The organism is Chryseobacterium sp. CFS2, assembly GCF_036543225.1.
GTDB lineage: Bacteria > Bacteroidota > Bacteroidia > Flavobacteriales > Weeksellaceae > Chryseobacterium > Chryseobacterium culicis_A.
The window spans coordinates 1-21717 of the sequence record NZ_JAZHQU010000010.1; the positions used below are offsets into that span (position 1 = coordinate 1).

The following is a 21717-nucleotide window of genomic DNA, read 5'->3' on the forward strand; positions in this document are numbered from 1 at the left end:
AGGGAGCTGTTTTCTTTAACAGAAGCCTTCGTTTTGAACTTCAGCTAAGAAGTATAAATCCAACTTGCAGCAAAAAGCGCTCCCAAATACATGGAAGCGCTTTTTATTATAACTAACTTTAATACTTTTCTTTATACGTTGAATCTAAAGTGCATGATGTCACCATCCTGTACAATATATTCTTTACCTTCTACAGAAAGCTTTCCTGCTTCTTTTATCTTTACTTCGGAACCGTAAGTGATGTAATCGTTATACTTGATTACTTCCGCACGGATAAATCCTTTCTCGAAGTCTGTGTGGATAACACCTGCAGCCTGTGGAGCTGTCCATCCCTGTCCGATAGTCCAGGCTCTTACTTCTTTCACACCCGCTGTAAAATAGGTCTGAAGTTTTAGAAGGTCATACGCCTTTCTGATCAGACGATTCACACCTGGCTCTGTAAGACCTAGTTCATCAAGGAATATTTCTCTTTCTTCAAAAGTTTCAAGCTCATTGATGTCCGCTTCGATCTGTGCAGCTAGTACTACTACTTCAGCTCCCTCATTCTTAGCCATTTCTTCAATCTTACCAATCCAGTCATTTCCGTTTTTAATAGAATTTTCATCTACATTACAAACGTAAAGTACCGGTTTGTTGGTTAGCAGCTGAACCTCTGCAATAACTGATTTTGTGAAATCATCAGTCGCAAATTCTCTTGCATTTTTACCATCTTCAAGGAATTTTTGTAAATTCTGAAGGGTTTCGTAGGTAAGAATATCTTCTTTCTTCCCTGATTTGATGAATTTCTTAGCCTTCTCAACTGCTTTCCCTACTGTTTCAAGGTCTTTCAACTGAAGCTCGATATCAATAATTTCTTTATCTCTTAATGGATCTACTGAACCTTCTACGTGAACAATATTTCCGTTATCAAAACATCTTAAAACGTGAATGATTGCCTCACACTCACGGATATTTGCTAAGAACTGGTTCCCCAATCCTTCTCCTTTGCTGGCTCCTTTTACAAGACCTGCAATATCAACAATCTCAACTACAGCAGGTAAAACTCTCTCAGGTTTTACGATTTTCTCTAGTTCAAACAATCTTTGATCCGGTACAGAAACCGTTCCTAAGTTAGGTTCAATAGTACAGAAAGGATAGTTTGCTGATTGAGCTTTTGCATTACTCAAACAGTTAAAAAGAGTTGATTTACCTACATTCGGCAGGCCTACGATTCCACATTTCATATTGTAAAATTCAAAGTTTAAGGTTTAGGGGTAATTCAAAGACGCTTCAACTTTAAACATTGAACTCAGAACCTTGAATTACGAGTGTGCAAAGATAGTGATTTTTGAGGGAGTTTCATAATAAAAAAATCTGCCAGTGTTCTGACAGATTTTCAAAAGGTTCAGGATTCACCTGATAATTTATGGATTGTTTCCTGTGGCATTCTGAGCCAGAGGAACATCATTCGGTGCTTCCTGTAAAGTTTTATCTAAAGTAAATAAAGATTCATCAGTAGCTCTGTCTCCACCTGCAATTTTCAATTTGTCAATTAAATTCTGAGCTAATGTTTCCTCTTCAATCTGCTCCTGTACAAACCATTGCATAAAATTCCAGGTTGCCCAGTCTTTTTCTTCCATGGAAAGATCTACAATTTTGTAAATAGCGGTTGTATTATCAACTTCATGTTTAAAAACACCATCAAAACAAGCGGTAAGGCTGTCCGGATCTGCCGGAGGAGCTGGAATTGCTGTTACCTGTGGTTTTCCGCCTCTGTTTAAAATGTATTCCATGAATTTGATTGAGTGATTTCGCTCTTCCTGAGCATGGCGGTAAAGAAAATTGGCAATTCCCTGATAGCCCTTGTCATCAGCCCAGATTCCATACGATAAAAAAACGTGTGATGCATGAATTTCCTTGTTCATCTGGTCACTAAGTGCTTTTTCCATGTTGGTGGAAAGTCTTTTAGTATTCATAATGTTATATTTTGGTGATTATGGAATAAATAATGCAAAAACAGTTCCGATAAGGTGATTACATTATATACAACATGACAACAAACGAAAATAGATATCTGATTTTCAATATTTTAAATTATTAATTTATAGCTATTCTAAAATACAAAACCAGCTCTTTTTCAAGAACTGGTTTTAAAAGTTATCATTGAGATTGCTTCAACTTATGGTTCGCAATGACTCATAATGGATCAGTATTATTTAATTTTTCTGGCAGTATAATCACTTTCATTTCCTAACCTGTCAATCGCTTTAATAGCAACGGCATTCAGTTTTTTACCGTCTTTAGATTTAGGAATGTCTTTTGAAAGGGTATCCAATGTCAAAATTTCTGTCTGCCAGACCCCGTTATATTGCGTGAAAAGTACCCATAGAAAAACGTCTGCTACATTTTTTGTACTCCAGCTTGTCTGTGCAAAGCTTCCGTTATCAGCAATAAACAATGTAGGCGTCTGAAGCGGAACAGCTTTTATCCATGGAGATTTCGGTACTAATGCTTTTTCATTGTATGGTCCGTTTTTCAGAGTTGGAAGCATATTTGGATTTTTAGTAAGTCCGGCAATACTCCAGTGAATTTCTCCGGCATCATTTTTCAAAATATTTCTCGAAATTGCAATTTGATTTTTGATTTCCGTAGGGCGGTCAGACACTTTAATCTCAACAGTATTCAATCCCGGCCATAAGTGACGGTTCATCGTATTTTCAGACTGCCACCAGCTCAACAGGGCTTCAAAACTCTGTCCTTTGGAATCAATAGGCCAGTAAAGCTGTGGTGAAAAGTAATCTACCCAACCTTTATTGAGCCATAATTTAGCATCTGCATACAGCTCGTCATACTGTGAAGACCCTACAATTCCTGCAGGATATCCAGGTTTCCATATTCCGAACGGGCTGATCCCAAATCTTACATTATTTTTTTCTGCGTGAATTTCTTTATAGATACGTTCTACAAATTTATTAACGTTATCTCTTCTCCAATCTGCTCTGGATAATGTACCGCCATTGCTTACATAGGTATTCCAGGTTGCATTATCGGGGAAATCCGCCCCTTTGTTATAAGTTGCATAAGGATAGAAATAATCGTCAAAATGAACGGCATCAATATCATATCTTTTTACAATATCTTTCACCACATTTGATACGTGCCCCTGTGTTTTGGGATTGGCAGGATCAAACCAGTACATTCCGTTTTTTAGTCTTACAACAATATCAGACAATTTATTGGCCATTGACAACTTATTCACAGCACCACCATTGGTATGATGGGCACGATAAGGATTTAGCCAGACATGCAACTCCAATCCTCTTTTATGAGCTTCTTCAATCCAGAACTGAAGCGGATCATAATTGGGTGAAGGAGCCGTTCCAGTTTCTCCGGTAAGAAAGTAAGACCATGGCTCGATATTACTCGTATAAAGTGCGTCTGCAGAAGGTCTGATCTGGAAAATAGCAGCGTTAAAATTATTATCTTTCAGCATATCAAGCATACTGATTGCTTCGGCTTTCTGTTGGTCCACCGTAAGATCATTTCTTGAAGGCCAGTTGATATTCGCTACACTGGCAATCCATGCTCCGCGGAATTCTCTTTTGATTTCCGGAAGGTTGGTTCTGAAATTTTCTTCCGTTGAAGCTGCCGTTCCTGTTGTAGGTTTTGTAGCTACCGGATTTACTTTTGGCGGGTTTGTATTGTTGGTTGGTTTTGTCGGATTCTTTGTGGAAGGTGTTTTTACAACATTGTTCTGAACAGAACATGAGGTAGTGTAAGATGCAAAAACGCCCAATAAAACGATAAGTTTTAATTTATTCATTCTCATAGTCACAAAACTACTTTAAAATTTATTTTTTATTTCTCAGAGATTATTATGCCAAAATAAGCATTTTAATGGGTTGGCATAGAAAAAAAGCCTCGAAAATCGAGGCTTTGATTTTATGTATAAGATTTTTATTATGCTTTTGCAGATCTTTCTAATCTTTTTCTTTCTTCTTCAGAAAGGATTTTCTTTCTCATTCTGATGAAGTTTGGAGTTACCTCAATCGCTTCATCACCTTGGATGTATTCCATACATTCTTCCAGAGAGAATAAGATTTTCGGAGCAACACCAGTATCTTTATCTTTTCCTGAAGCTCTCATGTTGTTCAACTGTTTTGCTTCTACGATGTTTACTACCAAATCTCCAGGTTTGTTTTGTTCACCAATGATCATTCCTGTGTAGATTTCCTCACCCGGATCAACGAAGAACTTACCTCTATCCTGCAGTTTTGCAATAGAATATTCTGTAGCAGGACCTGTAGTTTTGCTAATCAAAACACCATTGTTTCTTCCTGGGATAGTACCTTTGAAAGGCTTGTATTCTGTGAAACGGTGTGCCATAATAGCTTCACCAGCAGTAGCTGTCAACATCTGAGAACGTAGTCCGATCAAACCTCTTGAAGGAATTTCGAACTCCATGTGCTGCATTTCACCTTTAGTTTCCATAATATGAAGGTCACCTTTTCTTTGCGTTGCCAAGTCGATAACTCTTGAAGCAAATTCTTCAGGAACATCTACAACCAAAGATTCATAAGGCTCACATTTCTCACCGTCAATTTCTTTGAAGATAACCTGCGGCTGACCAATTGTCATTTCATATCCTTCTCTTCTCATTGTTTCGATCAAAACAGATAAGTGAAGAATGCCTCTACCGAATACCAAGAAAGTGTTTGCATCATCAGTCTGCTGAACTCTTAATGCTAAGTTTTTCTCTAATTCTTTTGTTAATCTTTCTTTCAGGTGGTTAGAAGTAACATATTTACCATCTTTACCGAAGAAAGGTGAATTGTTGATAGAGAACGTCATGTTCAAAGTAGGCTCGTCAATTGCAGTTCTTTCCAATGGCTCTGGATTTTCAAGATCTACAAAAGAATCACCAATCTGGAAGGCATCAAAACCTACTACAGCACAGATATCTCCTGCTTTTACTTCAGTTACTTTTTTCTTTCCTAATCCTTCGAAAACGTAAAGTTCTTTTACTTTTCCTTTTACAATTTTACCTTCTGCCTGAGCAAGACCGATCCATTGGGATTCTTTGATCTCACCTCTTGTCACTTTCCCGATTGCAATTCTTCCTAAGAAAGAAGAGAAGTCAAGAGAAGTAATCTGCATCTGAAGATTTCCTTCTGTTATTTTCGGCTCAGGAACATATTGTAAAATACCATCTAATAGTGGTAAGATGTCCTCAGTTGGCTCTAATGAAGTGTTGAACCATCCTTGTTTTGAAGATCCATAGAACGTAGGGAAATCCAATTGCTCTTCTGTAGCTTCAAGGTTGAAGAATAAGTCAAATACTTTATCGTGAACTTCGTCAGGACGGCAGTTTGGTTTATCTACTTTATTGATTACCACTAATGGTCTCAATCCTAACTCCAATGCTTTCTGAAGTACGAATCTTGTTTGTGGCATTGGTCCTTCGAACGCATCCACCAACAAAATAACTCCATCAGCCATTTTCAATACTCTTTCTACTTCTCCACCAAAATCGGCGTGACCAGGAGTATCAATTACGTTAATTTTTGTGTCTTTATAAGTAACAGAAATATTCTTGGATAAGATAGTGATCCCTCTTTCTCTTTCAAGATCGTTGTTATCCATAATTAACTCCCCACTCTCCTGATTTTCTCTGAAAATGTTGGTAGCGTGAATGATCTTGTCAACCAAAGTCGTCTTTCCGTGGTCAACGTGTGCGATAATCGCAATATTTCTAATGTTTTGCATAAAAGATTTTTACGGGTGCAAAAGTAGTGATTTTTAATGAAAAAATATTTAGTTATATAAATATTTAATATTTTGTTTAAAATACTTATTTATAAGACAATGAAAAAGTGTGTCCAAAAAACACTCTTTAAGTCATTTATACTTCCCTGATTTCTCACTGCCGGTTCTCCACATATCAGCTCAGATAACCTGCAATTAAAGGGAAACCAGATTTCATTTCCGGAAATTCATCTAAGATTCCTCTTGGAGTTTGCCTACTCATTATCAGCATGATAAAATTATAAATAAAATACATAGCGGCAAATATTTTTCACAATATTTAACATTTAAGGAAATACTGTAACATTTATTGTATCAATGTCTTATCAATCGGTAAAAAAGAACCAGATCAATTAAAACCACAATGAAAAACTTTACAAGAAAAGATTTTTTTGAAACTTTATGATGGAAAATAATCATTCCTGATGCGGCTCCCAGGATGCCAATCAGAGAAAGTCCTAACAGAGTATTTTCGGAAATCCTCCATTGATGTTTTTTGGCTTGCCATTTGTCAAAACCAAAGACACCAAATGTAATCAGGTTTGCGATCAGCAGAAAAGGGATCATTTTCAATTAATTTGCCGCAAAAATAAAATTTAATTTACAGATAGAAAAGCTGCGGGAATTTAAATCCAGGTTCAGAAAAATATTTTTGATGCTATGAGAACAAGATTTTTTACATTTGCTCTTCTTAAAAACAAATCAATGACGGTACAGGATCTTGCAGGAAGCTATTCAATTGAAGGAAGTAATCAGGAAGAATCTTCCAACCCTACTTACCATGGCATATTAACCTTATCCATTGATGAGAACAACCGTATTATTGCTCAATGGATCATTGGTGATCACCAACAGAATGGCACCGGATTTTATAAAGATCATATTTTAGTTATCAACTTTCATTATGAAGGAGATGATCATAAAATCTATAAAGGAGTTGCCGTATACCGCTGTTTAAGCAAAGATGTACTGGATGGCTTTTGGTCTGAGAAGCATGGTAATCCCTTATATCTTGGAAGTGAATTTTGTGTAAGAATTCAGAACTCCATGATTTTGAACTGATTCCATTTGTAATATTAAAAAGAGCTGTCTTCCATGAAGACAGCTCTCGTAGTTATTGAAATTTAAATAACTTATTTTTTAGCTTTTACGTCGATCGCAATCTCGATATCTTTGCTGATCATCCATTCTGCAGGATCTGCTTCAGAAGTACCGAATTTGATTCCCCAATCTGCTCTGTTTACCGTAAATTTAGCCTGAATAGCCGCTGTATTTTCTGCTACATCTACTTTAGCAGGGAAAGTAACATTCATTGTTTTTCCTGATAATGTAAGGTTTCCGCTTACTGTTTTATTAGCTCCCGCTACAGCATCTTTTGGTGCTTCTTTCAAATCTGTAACACTTGTAATTTTGAAATCAGAAGTAGGGTTTTTCGCTACATCAAAGAAATCAGGGTTTTTAAGGTGAGCTTCAAGATCTGCCGGCTTTTTATCTTTTTCTGTTACTGAAGCCGGATCTACTTTGATTGAGTTCATATCAATCACAAAGTTTCCTGCAGAAACCTGACCTGCATCAACACTGATATCTCCTGATTTTACAGTAAGTGTTCCCCAACGAGGTGCCATTCCTCCTTTGTGGAAAGCTTTCCAGTTTACGATAGAAGTTACAGTATCTACTGCCAATGTTTCTCCTTTGCTCTCTGCTACAGTTTGTTCCTGAGCCGTAGCTGCAGTTTCTGCTGTTTTTCCTTTATCACATGATGCTAAAAGCAATCCTACTCCTACTAATGCAATTACGCTAATTTTTTTCATATTGAACTGTTTTAAAAAAGTTTATTGAAATTTTGTTGTTTTCGGATACAAAAATAGAAAAACCAGCTTACCTTCATCTTAACATATATCAAGAAATACAAATTCGTATAATTATTTACAGTCATACATCCACTGGCGATAGACATCCCATCTATATTGAGAATCATAACTGCTGAAGAATTCTTTACTCTTCTGAGTCCCATTTCTAGAGCATTCAACGGTATTATCTTTCTGTGGATCTCCTTTAGCCACCCAGCCCGTATCTGAATAATCGGTATAGGTACCATCGTGATCATTTTTTAAGGTCACAGTCCGTTCATACTCCTGTACCATACAGTTACATTTTTTAGGTTCTTCAGAATCAGCATATATACAGGATTTCATAAAAGAACAACAGATGAATAGGATCAATATTTTCCTCATGTTTATCATAGCGAGCTACTAGTTTTTGAATTCATATAAATAAGTAAATATTTAAATACAAAATCAGGACAAACACAGATTTAAAAATTAATTATCAATCAATTAAAATACAGTTAAAATCAGACACAAAAAAAAGAGTGGAGAAGAATAATTTAAGATTAAAAAAATAAAGAGATTAATGCATTCCGTATTCGTTATTTCTCATTCCAAAACCCTATTTTAGCTTTCCGAAAACAGAACAATGACGACCGTAGAATTTATACAGAAGCAGCTCAATATTTCTGAAAAGAGCATCAACAATACTTTACAATTATTAGCAGAAGACTGCACTATTCCTTTTATTTCCCGTTATCGAAAAGATAAAACCGGAAACCTTGATGAAATACAAATCGAACAGATTTCAAAAATCAGCAAGCAATTTGAAGAAATCGTCAAGAGAAAAGAATCTATTGTAAAATCTATAGAAGAGCAGAATGTATTGACTCCTGAACTTCGACAGAGAATAGAGGAAAGTTTTGATATCCAGGAACTTGAAGACCTTTACCTACCTTTCAAAAAACGCAAGAAAACCAAAGCGGATACAGCCAAGGAAAAAGGACTGGAACCTTTAGCTAAAATCATAATGAGCCAAAAAAACAATGATATCTCTTTTCTGGCTTCAAAATATCTTAACAATGAAGTAGCTTCAGAAGAAGAAGCATTGCAGGGCGCGAGAGATATCATAGCAGAATGGATCAATGAAAACATGTATGTCCGTAAGAATCTCCGCAGACTATTTCAGCGCAAGGCAGTGGTTACCTCTAAGGTTGTAAAAGCTAAAAAAGATGAGGAAGAAGCACAGAAATTCTCCCAATATTTTGAATGGGAAGAAAGCCTTAACAGAACACCGTCTCACAGACTTCTCGCCATGTTAAGAGCAGAAACCGAAGGCTTTGTAAAAACAAATGTAGGAATAGACAAAGAAGAAGCCATCGATTTCATTGAAAAAGCCATTATCAAATCTAATAATGAAAGTTCGGAACAAATTTCACTGGCTATAAAAGATAGCTATAAAAGACTTTTGGAACCAGCAATTTCAAATGAAGCCCTACAGGAGGCCAAAGAAAAAGCAGACAAAAAAGCCATTGAAATTTTTTCTGAAAACTTAAGCCAACTCCTTCTGGCTCCACCTTTGGGAGAGAAAAGAATTCTGGCAATAGACCCCGGATACCGAAGCGGATGTAAAGTTGTGTGCCTGGATGAAAAGGGAGATTTATTACACAACGAAACCCTTTACCCTCACGCTCCGCAGAATGAAAGCGGTATGGCTATGAAAAAGATCCGCTCTATGGTCAATGCTTATAATATTGAAGCCATTTCTATAGGTAACGGAACAGCAAGCCGTGAAACAGAGTTCTTCATTAAAAAAATTACCTTTGATAAACCCCTACAGGTTTTTGTGGTTTCAGAAGCCGGAGCATCAGTCTATTCTGCAAGTAAAATTGCAAGAGATGAGTTCCCTTCATATGATGTAACGGTGCGTGGAGCGGTTTCTATTGGAAGAAGACTTTCTGACCCACTGGCAGAATTGGTAAAGATTGATGCCAAATCAATTGGTGTTGGGCAATATCAGCATGATGTAGATCAGACCCAGCTGAAAAATGAACTGGATTCTACAGTGATGAAATGTGTAAATTCTGTAGGAATTAATTTAAATACGGCGAGTAAGTCCCTTTTAAGTTATGTTTCGGGAATCGGGGATAAAATGGCGGAAAACATTGTTAATTACCGCACTGAAAACGGTGCATTTGAAGACAGAAAACAGCTTAAAAAAGTACCAAGACTAGGAGAAAAAGCTTTTCAGCAGGCTGCCGCTTTTGTAAGAATTGCGAATGCTAAAAATCCGTTAGACAATTCTGCTGTACATCCTGAAGCGTATGGAATTGTAGAGAAAATGTCAAAAGATTTAGGAATTAAAACCAATGAACTGATTGCTAATAAAGAAAAAATAGCGCTGATAAAACCTGAAAACTACCTCACAGGTGAAATCGGAATCTTAGGAATAAAAGATATTTTAAAAGAACTTGAAAAACCAGGACTGGATCCAAGAAAAGCCGCAAAAGTGTTTGAATTCGATCCCAATGTTAAAAGCATCAAAGATTTAAAAGCAGGCATGATCCTTCCGGGAATTGTCAATAATATTACAGCTTTTGGGTGTTTCGTAGACCTTGGTATCAAAGAAAGCGGACTTGTTCATATTTCCCAGCTGAAAGACGGATTTGTATCCGATGTCAATGAAGTCGTAAAACTTCATCAGCATGTTCGTGTAAAGGTAACAGAAGTAGATGAAGTAAGAAAAAGGGTGCAGCTGAGTATGATTTTATAATTTTCAACTGTTTACTTATTTAAATTAAAGCAGAAACCACAAAACAGTCATTTTGAATACAAAAAATTTAATTTTCGACCTCGACGGCACATTATGGGATTCCAGAGCCACCATCATCAAAATATGGAATGAAGTATTGGGTAGAAATCAGTGGCTCAAGCAGGAACTGAAACCCGAAGATATGGATCAGTATATGGGATTATTAGCTCATGACATCATAAAAGATATTCTTCCCGGTATTTCAGATTTGCAAGCCCAGGAACTTCTTTCTGAAATTGTAGCCGAAGAAAATAAAATACTACACCTACAGGGCGGAATTTTATATGATGGTGTTGAAGAAACTTTAAAGAGTTTAGCCAACACCCATTCTCTTTTCATTGTAAGCAACTGCCAGGAGGGTTATATTGAATCATTCTTAGACTACTATCAATTCAATGGTCTGTTCGTTGATTTTGAGTCTCACGGACGAACCCAAAAACCAAAATCTGAAAACATACAGCTTCTGATGGAAAGAAACCAACTGTCCGTTGAAGATTCGGCATACATCGGCGACACCCAAACCGATTATGATTCAGCCAATTCTAATGGATTACCGTTCATTTTCTGTCAATACGGATTTGGAAAGTTAATTGATCCCTTTTATGAACCGGCAATTCTGACCTTTTCACATCTGAGAGATCACATTTCCGGTACTTCAAAATAAAAGGCTTCCTCTGGTGAGGAAACCTTTTATTTTCGCACAATATTTACCAACTCAATAAGCATCCTCAGGCGGTTTTACTGAATTTAAGCTTTGTAAAAAAAAGTAAATATCCACATCAGAGGGAATATCCAATTTTTTCCGTAATCTATTTTTCTTTGTTTGTACTGACCTGTGCTGCATAAACCCATACTGCGCAATTTCTTTAGAAGAAAAACCTAATTGTATCATTGCACAGAAGGAAAGTTCATTAGTGGAGAGCTTTGGATTAATATCAAGAAGCTTTTCTACTAACTCCGGATAAGCGCTTTGATATTCATTAAAAAATAAAGGATCATTTTTCTTGGCTAAAAAGATCAGTCTTTCATCATTAATCGACATTTTTTTTATTAAAAATTCGGTCTCTAATTCTCTAGCCTTTATAATTTTACGTTTTCGGATAATTCTTTTATTATAACTATAATACACGAATATAATAATGGCAATTAATAAAAAAACAAGTCCATTATAAATAATAGCGGAACTTCGTCGCTCACTATCTACTTTCTCCTTTTCCTGAGTCATTTTATCAATAGAAGTATTGATTGACTTATCCCATGCACGGCCCAGGCTATCATTTAATTTACTATATTTCTCCAGATACTCCCTCTCTTTTGAACCATCATTTAATTTTTTATAAGTATCGACAATAACTTGGTACACCCTCGGGATTTGATAAATTCTTCGAGTCTTTTTAAGAATTTCTACTGACTTCATATAGTAATCCAATGCTGAAGTATAATTCTTCTTTGCAAATAAAAAATCCCCATAATAAAGATAAGTGATTGCCCTTTGAGAATCCCAGTAATCTCTTTTTCCTAAAAGAGCAAAAGCTCTGTTAAAATAAACCTTTGATGAATCTTCATTTTTACCATAAAGCAAATAGTGATTAGCTATTGTGGAAGTAATAACCGGCGTAGGTTTTACATCTAAAGCCTTATGTAAATAAATTAGTGAAGAATCAATTGAGCCGGTTTCCCTTAAAAAATCAGCTCTGTTGGCATACACCAAAGATAAAATTTCCTGATTGCGTTTATCTTCTATGAGTTTTCCGTAGTAAATTGATTTTGAATTATACTTAAGCGCTTTTTTATAAAGACCTATTACATAATTAGCCTGACCATATTCCTGATATAATTTAGTATACAGATAGTAATCTTCTCCCCCTTCAAGATTATCTTCAGCAATCTGAAGATACTGGAATGCATTATCATACATTCCAACTGTTGCATAAATATTACCTAAATTAATATAAGAAAGAACTTCACCTCTCTTATAATCCTGCTTTTTACTAATATCACAAAATTTCTTATTAAGATCAATCAGTTCTTTCCTTCTGCCACTTATCCTCAAATCCTCATTAACCTTTAGCAGCATACTATCAATATATTGAGGAGTATACGTCTGAGAATATAGTAAATCAGAAAATAACAGACAGATTAGGGTGCTAATCAATATTTTCGAAAATTGATTAAGCTTAGGCATTCGCATAGTAAATTCAATAATAATTAATTTCAAAAAGATAAAAAAGATGTTAATCCCTCATATATAAAATAGTACTTAACAGGATCTTTATAACACTTTTTTTCAAACCCATCACACACTGCAATTTGTTTGCCATAAAATTAAAAAAAATAAAAATATTTACAATATTTTTACTAATTTTAGTTAAAATTGGTAAAAATATAAACATTATTATCACTATGCATTGATTAATTATAACAGTTCAAAAAACATTGATACTGAGAAAAATAAAATCAAAAAAACGCATCATAAATTGATGGATAGAAAATTTATTTTTTTTAAGTAATTATCATCATTTTATGAATTTTAAATTCATTTACAGATTCTATTTTAAAATTTCATCAAAAAAAACAATTCATCTGCCCCTAAATCCTATTGACAGACCTAAAAAAACAAATGATGTACTTTTGATGTATCTAAAATTTTGCTTGGTGTAATGATCAAATCTAAATTTGCAAGAGATAATTCTTTTGGTAAATCTATATTTCTGATTTAAGAATTTCGTTAAAAGTAGGAAAGATTTGTTTTAAAGTTTCAGTCCATGCCCTACCAATAAAAAATCTATTGTATTTAAACTTTAATAACACAAGCAGTTTTCATTTTGACTTTTATAAGTCTTTATACTGATCAAAGTTGCTACTCCCGTTTTTTTACGGGAGTTTTTTTTAATTTTATACATAAAGTTCATTACAAAACTATCCGTTCTAAATCAGGGAGTTTCAAAATGGTGTACTTATGATGTATATCTATTTAGTTCGAACAAAATAATCAGTACTAAATTTGAACAAAAATTATAACCAAGCTTTTACTTAATTATTTCCACTTCTATTCAAGTAGAAATTAATGTTGAAGATCTATTAATATTGTGAAAATTTACACTATACATTATAAATCCTCACTCCAGCTTGGTAAAAAGAACCTTAGATCTTTACTATAGTTTCAAAAAATAAATTTTAATTATATAATCCCGTTTATTTTGAACTTTAAAAAAATACATATTGGCAGCACAATCAAAGCTAAATTTATGGAAGAAGCACTGGATATGCAGAGAGCTTGCAGTTTTATGAAATGCACCGAATCCGAAATTGAACAAATGTTCCTTGAAAAAGATCTGACAACAGATAAATTATTGAGATGGAGCAAACTGTTAGAATATGATTTTTTCCGGACCTACTCACAACACCTGATACTCTTCTCTCCTCCTAAAAAAGAAATTTCAAACAAAACTCCCCATAAAAAACCATCTTCTTTACCTGAATTCAGGAAGAACATATACACTAAAGAAATCATAGAGTTCATCCTGGAACAAATTGAAACAGGAAAAAAGACAAAATTAGAAATTATAAATGATTACAAAATCCCAAAAACTACACTGTATAAGTGGATTGCCAAGTATTCAGAAAAAAAATAACTTGATTACAGGAATTCATCAGAAAATAAGAGAACAGAAAAAGCATCAACCACTGTTGAAGCTACAAAATTAAATAACCTTTCAAAGCAGAATACCGAAAGCGGAAAGGCCCTTAACAAAACATAGACTTAAGAATAAGCCTGTTTTTTTGTTATTTGAGTTTCTAATCCTTTTGAATATGAGCTATATAGACCTAACCGTTTTCAAAGTAAGAATTGATACAATCTTAGCTTATTCTTCTGAAACCTAATGTTCAGAAAGATTTTTAAAGAACAAATACAGGTCAACATCAGAAGAAATATTCAGTTTTTTTCTAAGCCTGTGCTTTTTATTCTGTACAGATCGGTGCTCCACAAAAGTATATTGTGCAATTTCTTTTGATGATAATCCCAGCCATATCATTGCACAAAAAATCAAATCAGATTTTGACAGATTAGAATTTATCGCAAGTAATTTTTTAATAAAATTAGGATACGCTTCCTGAAATTTATTAAGTAAATCAGGATCATTTTTCCTCGCCAATTCAATCATACAATCGTAAGAATTATTGAGTTTTTCCTTTAAGATATTCGTTTCAGATTCTTTTTGCCTTAGTATACCTTTGTTCTTACGACAACGGATATAGGCAAAAAGTAAAACAACAATAAGGCACAAAACCAAGATATTGTAAATAAAAAACATATTTTTCTTTGAAATATTTTCAGATTCTTTTTCTTTCTCCTCATCATTTAACACCCTTTAAGTATTGGCATTACTTTGTCAATTGAGGAAAACTACAGACCTTCTTTGTCTTTTTTCAGAATAGCCACTACTATCCCTGGTAACAAATTCTGATTTAATTTTCGGGACAATGATTCTACTTCGAACAATCAACTGTGTTGGGTTTACAACTCCGCCTAAAGTAATTTCAGGAGCAGAAGAATCAATTCCGACTTGGGAATACACATGCAATAAGTATAATATTAATAAGGCTAATACAATTTTTATCTCCACGCTATTTTTTTGTTTCGCCGTAAAAGTATAAAATAAGCATTATGATGTATTAAATAACACGTACATCATAGATACAGCATGGCGAAATGCGCGTAATTTCAAACAAATAACCCTATTTTATTGAGGAAGGCAAGTTGCTTTTTGTTGTAGCAAATTTTTGCATTTTTTAGCATTAAACAAAAGCTGTACACATGATGTATATGAAATATTGCAACATATAGAATGGAAAGCTAATTTTACATGAAAACACAAACTATATACTTTTTATCAGCTTTCAAATTGTTTAGTTGATATTAAGACTAGGTACTAGGGCCGTAAATGAAATTAAAGAAGTAAAAACACTATTTAAAGTTTAAAAGCAGTTTCCGCATTATTATTTTTAAATATTGAAATCATTCTTATTGGTTGGGGATCTTTCTTTAATTAATTTATGAACTCTAGTATCTATTTTTATCAATATGGCTCATTCAAAAAAGTTTATAAAATAATTAAACCACATCATTATATATGGATCATCATAAACAATCTCACTCAACGACTCCTGATTACAAAAAAATTTACAGCGATCTTGTTGACCTGAAATATCCGGAGAAAAAGCATGAATGTGAAAAAATTTTATCGAAGAAAAATCTTTCTGCGTTTGATGTAATAGAAATAAACAGGATCATATTTAGTTATAATCAGAACATTAAGGAAAACCAGTCTCACCGTTCTTATAACAAGGAAACGATATACAAAATTCTTGAATATCAAAAAAAGAATTATCTTAATAACACTCAGCTTGCTTTACATTTTAAACTAAGTCGTAACACCGTTGCAAAATGGAAGACTTTATTCAGTATTTAATCAATTCACACTCCTATACATTTATTATAAAGTTCATCTGTAGTTAAAAATATTATATTTTTTATTTAGAATATATTTTATACAGAGGGTAAAAGAATATTATCTCTTTCTTATTTAGATAGTAAGGAATATTCTATTTCTTAGGAAATTCATAATAAAAAATGCCATCATTGGCTAAAACATATATTATTCAACTAGATAAATAAATGCATTAGCCAATAACGGCAAAAAAGAATAGGATAAATTAAAAGGCTTTACTGTTATTTATTCAGAGAAATTTAAAATTATACTGAACTAATATATCTGCTCCACCCATATATCTAATCTTTTATCTGTTTCAAATAAAGAATATCTATTTGTAATCTTTAGAACTTCTTCTAGGTTCTTTTACTTCCGGCCATTTTACGACCTCTCCTTTTTCATCCTGAGGCATTATTCTTTTTTCTCTGTTGCTGAATTCAGGATCTTCGGAAGCCATATAAGCTAAGGCTGCCGTTAAAATCACATTATTTTTAACTTCATCAAAAACGATCTTATCGTAAGTATCTTTTGTAGTATGCCACGTATATCCGAAATACCCCCAGTTCAGAGAACCTAAAGAAATTCCGGGTACTCCTGCTGCCACGAACGAAGCATGGTCAGAGCCTCCACCTCCAGGCATCCCTGGGAAATCAGTCTTAATATGGCTTCTTACTGCTTTGGGAACACCATCAAGCCATCTTCCAACATAATCATAAGCTTTTACAAATCCCTGACCGCTGATATTCACAACACGTCCGGTTCCGTTATCCTGATTAAAAGCAGCCTGTACTCCTTTAATAATCTGTGGATTATCGGCTACAAAACCTCTAGACCCATTTAATCCCTGCTCTTCACTTCCCCAAAGTCCGATTACAATAGTTCTCTTGTTATTAGGATAATATTTTTTCAGAATTCTCATTGTTTCCAGCATGGTGATCGTTCCTGTTCCGTTATCTGTAGCTCCCTGAGCTCCGTCCCATGAATCAAGGTGGGCAGAAAGGATCACGTACTCATCAGGTTTTTCTTTACCTTTGATCATACCGATTGTATTAAAGCTTTTTGCTTCAGGAAGTATTTTGGATTGAGCATCAATTTTGATTTTAGGCTGCGTTCCTTTTTCTGCCATTCTGTACAGCATTCCATAGTCTTCCACATCGATATCAATCATTGGAATTTTGGATGTTTTCGCTCCGAATATTCTGTTGGCTCCCATGATACCAGTCCAGTTTGAAATGGCAATACCTGCCGCTCCGGCCTTCTCTAAAGCTTCAGGAAGACTGTTATTATCATAACCGGCATTCTTTATATAAGCAGCAAAATCTTTGGCAGCCTGTTCTTTTTCTGCTTTAAGCTTTTCATACAATTCAGGTGTTGCAAATTCTTTGATTTGTTCATCAGAACGACCGATTTTCTGGTACTGTGCCATCAGCACAATTTTTCCTTTCACGGAAGGAAGCCATTGATCAAATTCAGCTTTAGAAGATACTTTCGGAAGAATAATTACTTCTGCCTCTACAGCTTTTTTAGTAGCCGGGCTCCATGCAAGCTGTGTTGCAGAAAGAGATTTTACACGCGGATACGTCATATCAACATGAGTAACACCTCGCTGCCAGCCTTTCCAGGTTCCAAATTGCTGAAGATTGGCATCTACTCCCCAGGAACGGAGTTTATTGGCACTCCATTCATTGGCAGCAAGCATTTCCGGAGTTCCTACAAGACGAGGTCCGATTCCATCCAACAGCTCAGACGCCAGGTTTTCCAGCTGGGAATTATTATTTACTTCATCTACAAAACTTTTTACGATAGGGTTTAACCTTTCTTTTGGGTCAACCTTTACCTGAGCCCAGGAGAACTGAGCGGCCAGCACTACTGCAGGCACTGCAAAAAATCTATTTATCCTCATAATATTTATTGATTGCTTTAAAGATAAAAGAAATTAGGGAGATGATGAAAGATTAAGCCTGAAAAAGAGGCATTCCCTTGATAATATCCATTTTTTAATCTAAAAATAATAACAAGAATCTACTATGGGAATAATTCACAAAAAAAGACTATCCATATGACAGTCTTTGGCATTTATAAAATGACATTTTATTTTCTATTGAGAAATACCTGATAAGCAGATGTATTAGAAATAAAAAAGCCGGCTTCAAAAGCCGGCTGAAGGTAAATTATTTCTTAGCTTCTTCTACAGAAACTTTTCTGAAGTCTTTGAACAATTTGCTTAGTTCTAAAGCTGCTTTACGAGCTCTTGTACCAGCTGCTTTGTTTCCTTTTTCCGCTTGTTGGTTTGCCTCAGTTGTGAACGCTTCAAATTCTGCGTTGATTTTTTCAATTAGTTCTTTCATTTATTTAAAAATTTAGGCTGCAAATATAGGTTTTATGGTGATTCCAGCCTAATTGTGTTGAAAAAAAATAGTGGATTTAATCATTTTTTCTAAGTCTTACTTAAATTCAATTTAATTTTTAAAATAAAATCAATTTATTGTAGAAAATCAGCCCTATACCTGGATATTATATAGAGTAGAAGTAAATTTTTAAATAAACTATTCAAAATCAATAAGAATCAAAAAAAGTAAACGAAGATTTTCTTAAAAAATTTCATTTAGAAAGCCATTTTACTTTCTCTATTTTACTTAATTTCTCTTAACGTTTTAAAACTGCAGCTCTTTTGCTTTCTTGCCTGCATCTTTCAGTAAAACAATGCTTTCAGAGGTAATTCTTTCACTAAAAATAATCCTGAAATGAAAATGATATTTATCCGTGAAAGAAAAGGTATTTCCGGGAGTAAACAAAATCTGATGTTCCTCACAATACTGGTAAAACATTTCCATATCAGTATTCTGAGGAAGTTGCCCCCAAATACTGTAACCTCCTCTCGGCCTGTGGAAATAAGAGCCTTCAGGAAAGGAATTTCTTAACACCTCCAATACCTGAACAGCCTGCTGACTGAGTTTTTTCCGGAATAACCGGAGATGCCTTTCATAACCGCTTCCCTGTAGCAGTTTTAGAACCAATTCCTGGTAAATAGGCGAAACGGTGCGCCCTAAAGCAAACCTTACTCTTTCGGATTTTGCATAAAAACTTCCGGCATATAACCAGCCTAAACGAATTCCCGGAGCTAACGTCTTTGAAAACGATGAATACATCATGACTATCCCTTTTTTATCAAAGCTTTTTATACTTTGCGGCCTTTGTTCTTCAAAATAAAGATCGGAGTACATATCATTCTCAATAATACAGAACTGATACGTTTCTGCCATGCTCAGAATTTCTTTTTTTGTTTCATCTTTCATTACAACACCGGTGGGATTGTGAAAATTGGGAGTCGTGACAAGAGCACAGATCTTATTTTCCTCACAGATCGTTTTGAAATATTCAGTATCAAAACCTGTTTTATAATGTACAGGAAGCTCAATGGCTTTTAACTCAAGGTGAGCAAGTACTTCCAGTACAGAAAACACACATGGACTCTCAACAGCCACTACATCTCCTCCTTTTGTAACCGATTTTAAAGCAATTGTAAGGGCCTGCAACGCACCATCCGTGATAATTATTTCGTCTGGATTCAATATACAGCCATAAGCTCCCATTTGTTTTGCAATCTGTTTCCTTAATAGCTCCAATCCGTTTGGGGGATAATACCTGAGCAGTGATGCCCCTTTCTCACGAATAACTTCCTGCATTGTTCTGAGGATAAGTTTTTGCGGAATCAGAAGATCTCCGGGTACAGCCGTATTGAAAGAACTGAATTCTGAAGTTCTTTTGGAAGTAAGCATCATATTTTTCATAAATACTTCATCCCTCACTACGACCGGAAGCTTTGTTTTTACTTCCGGAATATTTTCCTCCTGAATTCCTGTAACGAAATAGCCAGACCGTGGATTACTCCTGATCAGCCCTTTAATCATAAGATATTCAAATCCACTTTGCACAGAGCTTGTGCTCAGTTTGTATTTTTCCTTAATGTAACGAACGGAAGGAAGCTTGTCATTTTCCTGTAAAATTCCATTGTAGATCTGCCTCTCTATTTCGGCCGTAAAAATTTCGTACTTATAAGGTTTCATCATAATACATCAACTGTACTGAACAAATTTACAAAAATACCTTTCTGTACCGATGATATTTTAGCGAACTGTATCCTTTTTGAATAGATTAATCTTATAATTTTGAATAAAAAAATCCCATGGATATCATTTCAAAATTTACAGTAGGTTCTGAAGAGGGAATTTCTGATCTTATAACCATTATTGATTCTTCCATTTATTCATTACACAGAGAGCTTGTCAGTGAGGAAGACATAAAAAAATATATTCACCACGAAATAGATCCGAGAAAGATGATCAATGATCTGAATGATCTTTCCAATCAACTAATCATTATGTATGCGGATCAGAAGCCTATTGGATACAGTGTTATCAAAAGCGGCTCTCTCCATCCCGGAATTCCTGAGGGAAAAAGGGCTACAGAAATCAGTTTTGTAATTCTTTCAGAGTTTGACACTCCGGAAACAAGACAATCCCTTTGGAAAAAATGCAGATCCGCAGTAAGTTTTACAGATGTTATATGGATCAATATCCTGGATCACGATCCGCTTGCAGACTTTTTAAAAGAATATGGTTTTGTAGTGGCGGATAGTTCAAAGGCAGATCCTTTTCAGTTGCCATCGCATATTTTAGAATTGGAGGTTAATAAAAGTTAGTTTAATTCATTTTTTAACTACAGATTTCTCAGATTGTATAGATGCTTTTCTATATTTTATCACTGCAGGTCTTTTTTAAGACAAATATCGAGAGAGACTATCATTCTTATTTTTATTATCTCACTTAAAATCATTCTGAGTGAACAACCATTTACTTATCTTTGATTTTTATAATTTTTACTTATGAGCGATCAGCTGGAAACCATAGAAGATTATTACAGACGCATTCGTAAAGACCAGATCAAAATATTTGATTCTGAAGATTTTGAGACAGGAAAATCTCATTTCAATATTTCTATGCGGAGATATTGCAGCTTTAAGAGTCCCTACAACCGACGTGATTATTATAAAATAAGCTTTATCATAGGAAAAGGCACGATTCATTATGGTACCCATCAGCTGTTTATTGATGGGCCTGCATTATTTTTCCCTTCTCCAAGCATTCCGTATTCATGGGAGTGTGAAAGTGATGTACAGGAGGGATATTTCTGCTTGTTCAATCAGGAATTTTTTAATGGAAATTCAGAATTTAATCTGTTTAAAAAAACATCAATGTTCAAAGAATGGAGTAAACCAGTGGTATTTCTGACGGAAGAACAGGCTCAGCTGGCAACTCTTTATTTTGATCAGATTTACAGGATGAATAATTCTGCATATCCTTTCCGTTGCAGCAGTATCAAAAGCAATCTTGCCTCTGTGATGCATCTGGCACTGGAAAACCGCGTGGAAGATATCAATCCAAATGAACTCCCTGCGAATGTACGTCTGTACAAGTTATTCGATGAATTGCTCACCAAACAGTTTCCTCTGGACTCTCCTGCTTATCCATTGGCATTAAAAACACCTTCCGACTTTGCCGAGCACCTGAATGTACATGTCAATCATTTGAATTCTTCTGTAAAATCTGTAACCAACCTTACCACTACTCAGATTATCAAAGAAAAAATGTTTGAAGAGTCTAAAAACCTGCTGAAGTATACGAATTGGGATATTGCCCAGATAGGCTATACTTTAGGGTTTGATCAGCCTGCTCATTTTAATAACTTTTTTAAAAAGCATGCCCAGACTTCACCATTAAAATTTAAGAATTTATCTTAA

Annotated in this window: 19 protein-coding genes; 7 read left to right on the forward strand and 12 right to left on the reverse strand. The window is 34.7% G+C overall.

What is annotated here, in order from left to right:
• Positions 1-131 precede the first annotated feature (131 nt).
• From ychF to ODR02_RS20055, 5 genes are all read right to left on the reverse strand, one after another.
• On the reverse strand, positions 132-1223 hold the full coding sequence (ychF, locus tag ODR02_RS20035; protein WP_105682013.1) for a redox-regulated ATPase YchF: 1092 nt from the start codon (positions 1221-1223) through the stop codon (positions 132-134).
• Between the two features lie 180 nt (positions 1224-1403).
• Positions 1404-1955, reverse strand: a complete 552-nt coding sequence (locus ODR02_RS20040; protein WP_209784157.1) for a ferritin — start codon at positions 1953-1955, stop codon at positions 1404-1406.
• A gap of 236 nt (positions 1956-2191) precedes the next feature.
• Positions 2192-3808, reverse strand: a complete 1617-nt coding sequence (locus ODR02_RS20045) for a glycoside hydrolase family 10 protein (protein ID WP_309513246.1) — start codon at positions 3806-3808, stop codon at positions 2192-2194.
• 131 nt (positions 3809-3939) lie between these two features.
• Entirely contained in the window at positions 3940-5745 is a 1806-nt protein-coding gene (gene typA, locus ODR02_RS20050) for a translational GTPase TypA (protein WP_209784155.1), read from the reverse strand.
• 354 nt (positions 5746-6099) lie between these two features.
• The gene (locus ODR02_RS20055) at positions 6100-6351 is read right to left on the reverse strand and encodes a DUF1294 domain-containing protein (protein WP_209784154.1); all 252 of its coding nucleotides are present in this window, start codon (positions 6349-6351) and stop codon (positions 6100-6102) included.
• 138 nt (positions 6352-6489) lie between these two features.
• On the opposite strand from ODR02_RS20055, the gene ODR02_RS20060 reads away from it, so the two are divergent.
• Positions 6490-6846, forward strand: coding sequence for a hypothetical protein (locus ODR02_RS20060; protein ID WP_209789045.1), 357 nt, complete (start codon positions 6490-6492; stop codon positions 6844-6846).
• A 71-nt stretch (positions 6847-6917) separates the two neighbouring features.
• On the opposite strand, the gene ODR02_RS20065 is transcribed toward ODR02_RS20060, so the two are convergent.
• Together ODR02_RS20065 and ODR02_RS20070 are read right to left on the reverse strand one after the other, a co-directional pair.
• Entirely contained in the window at positions 6918-7595 is a 678-nt protein-coding gene (locus ODR02_RS20065) for a YceI family protein (RefSeq protein ID WP_209784153.1), read from the reverse strand.
• 111 nt (positions 7596-7706) lie between these two features.
• Positions 7707-7979: a hypothetical protein gene (locus ODR02_RS20070; protein ID WP_309513247.1), complete on the reverse strand. Its 273-nt coding sequence runs from the start codon at positions 7977-7979 to the stop codon at positions 7707-7709.
• A gap of 280 nt (positions 7980-8259) precedes the next feature.
• Here ODR02_RS20070 and ODR02_RS20075 point away from each other — a divergent pair, with 280 nt between their 5' ends.
• On the forward strand, positions 8260-10383 hold the full coding sequence (locus tag ODR02_RS20075) for a Tex family protein (RefSeq protein ID WP_309513248.1): 2124 nt from the start codon (positions 8260-8262) through the stop codon (positions 10381-10383).
• Positions 10384-10435: 52 nt separating this feature from the next.
• Positions 10436-11086, forward strand: coding sequence for an HAD family hydrolase (locus tag ODR02_RS20080; protein ID WP_209784150.1), 651 nt, complete (start codon positions 10436-10438; stop codon positions 11084-11086).
• Between the two features lie 51 nt (positions 11087-11137).
• Here ODR02_RS20080 and ODR02_RS20085 read toward each other — a convergent pair whose 3' ends face one another.
• Entirely contained in the window at positions 11138-12499 is a 1362-nt protein-coding gene (locus tag ODR02_RS20085; RefSeq protein ID WP_209784149.1) for a LuxR C-terminal-related transcriptional regulator, read from the reverse strand.
• 1171 nt (positions 12500-13670) lie between these two features.
• Between ODR02_RS20085 and ODR02_RS20090 the strand changes: the two genes are divergently transcribed.
• A complete protein-coding gene (locus ODR02_RS20090; protein WP_245169681.1) occupies positions 13671-14057 on the forward strand; it encodes a transposase in 387 nt (128 codons plus the stop codon).
• Between the two features lie 246 nt (positions 14058-14303).
• Here the strand turns inward: ODR02_RS20090 and ODR02_RS20095 are convergent, their stop codons facing one another.
• Positions 14304-14738: a helix-turn-helix transcriptional regulator gene (locus ODR02_RS20095; RefSeq protein ID WP_209784147.1), complete on the reverse strand. Its 435-nt coding sequence runs from the start codon at positions 14736-14738 to the stop codon at positions 14304-14306.
• Between the two features lie 819 nt (positions 14739-15557).
• Between ODR02_RS20095 and ODR02_RS20100 the strand changes: the two genes are divergently transcribed.
• Positions 15558-15896 carry a helix-turn-helix domain-containing protein gene (locus ODR02_RS20100; RefSeq protein ID WP_209784146.1) on the forward strand — a complete coding sequence of 113 codons (339 nt, stop codon included), beginning with the start codon at positions 15558-15560 and terminating at the stop codon, positions 15894-15896.
• Between the two features lie 352 nt (positions 15897-16248).
• Here ODR02_RS20100 and ODR02_RS20105 read toward each other — a convergent pair whose 3' ends face one another.
• From ODR02_RS20105 to ODR02_RS20115, 3 genes are all read right to left on the reverse strand, one after another.
• Positions 16249-17820: a M28 family peptidase gene (locus tag ODR02_RS20105; RefSeq protein WP_309513250.1), complete on the reverse strand. Its 1572-nt coding sequence runs from the start codon at positions 17818-17820 to the stop codon at positions 16249-16251.
• A gap of 268 nt (positions 17821-18088) precedes the next feature.
• Complete coding sequence (locus ODR02_RS20110; protein WP_047377485.1) at positions 18089-18265, reverse strand: histone H1; 177 nt, start codon at positions 18263-18265, stop codon at positions 18089-18091.
• A gap of 306 nt (positions 18266-18571) precedes the next feature.
• Positions 18572-19987 (reverse strand): aminotransferase-like domain-containing protein, encoded by a 1416-nt coding sequence (locus ODR02_RS20115; protein ID WP_309513251.1) that lies wholly within the window; start codon positions 19985-19987, stop codon positions 18572-18574.
• 116 nt (positions 19988-20103) lie between these two features.
• On the opposite strand from ODR02_RS20115, the gene ODR02_RS20120 reads away from it, so the two are divergent.
• Together ODR02_RS20120 and ODR02_RS20125 are read left to right on the forward strand one after the other, a co-directional pair.
• Positions 20104-20619, forward strand: a complete 516-nt coding sequence (locus ODR02_RS20120; RefSeq protein WP_309513252.1) for a hypothetical protein — start codon at positions 20104-20106, stop codon at positions 20617-20619.
• 183 nt (positions 20620-20802) lie between these two features.
• Complete coding sequence (locus ODR02_RS20125) at positions 20803-21717, forward strand: helix-turn-helix domain-containing protein (RefSeq protein WP_309513253.1); 915 nt, start codon at positions 20803-20805, stop codon at positions 21715-21717.

Bases quoted from the DNA above. Each gene is read 5' to 3' on its own strand.
- ychF (WP_105682013.1), bottom strand. From the start codon at position 1,223: ATGAAATGTGGAATCGTAGGCCTGCCGAATGTAGGTAAATCAACTCTT.
- ODR02_RS20040 (WP_209784157.1), bottom strand. From the start codon at position 1,955: ATGAATACTAAAAGACTTTCCACCAACATGGAAAAAGCACTTAGTGAC.
- ODR02_RS20045 (WP_309513246.1), bottom strand. From the start codon at position 3,808: ATGAGAATGAATAAATTAAAACTTATCGTTTTATTGGGCGTTTTTGCA.
- typA (WP_209784155.1), bottom strand. From the start codon at position 5,745: ATGCAAAACATTAGAAATATTGCGATTATCGCACACGTTGACCACGGA.
- ODR02_RS20055 (WP_209784154.1), bottom strand. From the start codon at position 6,351: ATGATCCCTTTTCTGCTGATCGCAAACCTGATTACATTTGGTGTCTTT.
- ODR02_RS20060 (WP_209789045.1), top strand. From the start codon at position 6,490: ATGACGGTACAGGATCTTGCAGGAAGCTATTCAATTGAAGGAAGTAAT.
- ODR02_RS20065 (WP_209784153.1), bottom strand. From the start codon at position 7,595: ATGAAAAAAATTAGCGTAATTGCATTAGTAGGAGTAGGATTGCTTTTA.
- ODR02_RS20070 (WP_309513247.1), bottom strand. From the start codon at position 7,979: ATGAAATCCTGTATATATGCTGATTCTGAAGAACCTAAAAAATGTAAC.
- ODR02_RS20075 (WP_309513248.1), top strand. From the start codon at position 8,260: ATGACGACCGTAGAATTTATACAGAAGCAGCTCAATATTTCTGAAAAG.
- ODR02_RS20085 (WP_209784149.1), bottom strand. From the start codon at position 12,499: ATGCTGCTAAAGGTTAATGAGGATTTGAGGATAAGTGGCAGAAGGAAA.
- ODR02_RS20090 (WP_245169681.1), top strand. From the start codon at position 13,671: ATGGAAGAAGCACTGGATATGCAGAGAGCTTGCAGTTTTATGAAATGC.
- ODR02_RS20095 (WP_209784147.1), bottom strand. From the start codon at position 14,738: ATGTTTTTTATTTACAATATCTTGGTTTTGTGCCTTATTGTTGTTTTA.
- ODR02_RS20100 (WP_209784146.1), top strand. From the start codon at position 15,558: ATGGATCATCATAAACAATCTCACTCAACGACTCCTGATTACAAAAAA.
- ODR02_RS20105 (WP_309513250.1), bottom strand. From the start codon at position 17,820: ATGAGGATAAATAGATTTTTTGCAGTGCCTGCAGTAGTGCTGGCCGCT.
- ODR02_RS20110 (WP_047377485.1), bottom strand. From the start codon at position 18,265: ATGAAAGAACTAATTGAAAAAATCAACGCAGAATTTGAAGCGTTCACA.
- ODR02_RS20115 (WP_309513251.1), bottom strand. From the start codon at position 19,987: ATGATGAAACCTTATAAGTACGAAATTTTTACGGCCGAAATAGAGAGG.
- ODR02_RS20120 (WP_309513252.1), top strand. From the start codon at position 20,104: ATGGATATCATTTCAAAATTTACAGTAGGTTCTGAAGAGGGAATTTCT.
- ODR02_RS20125 (WP_309513253.1), top strand. From the start codon at position 20,803: ATGAGCGATCAGCTGGAAACCATAGAAGATTATTACAGACGCATTCGT.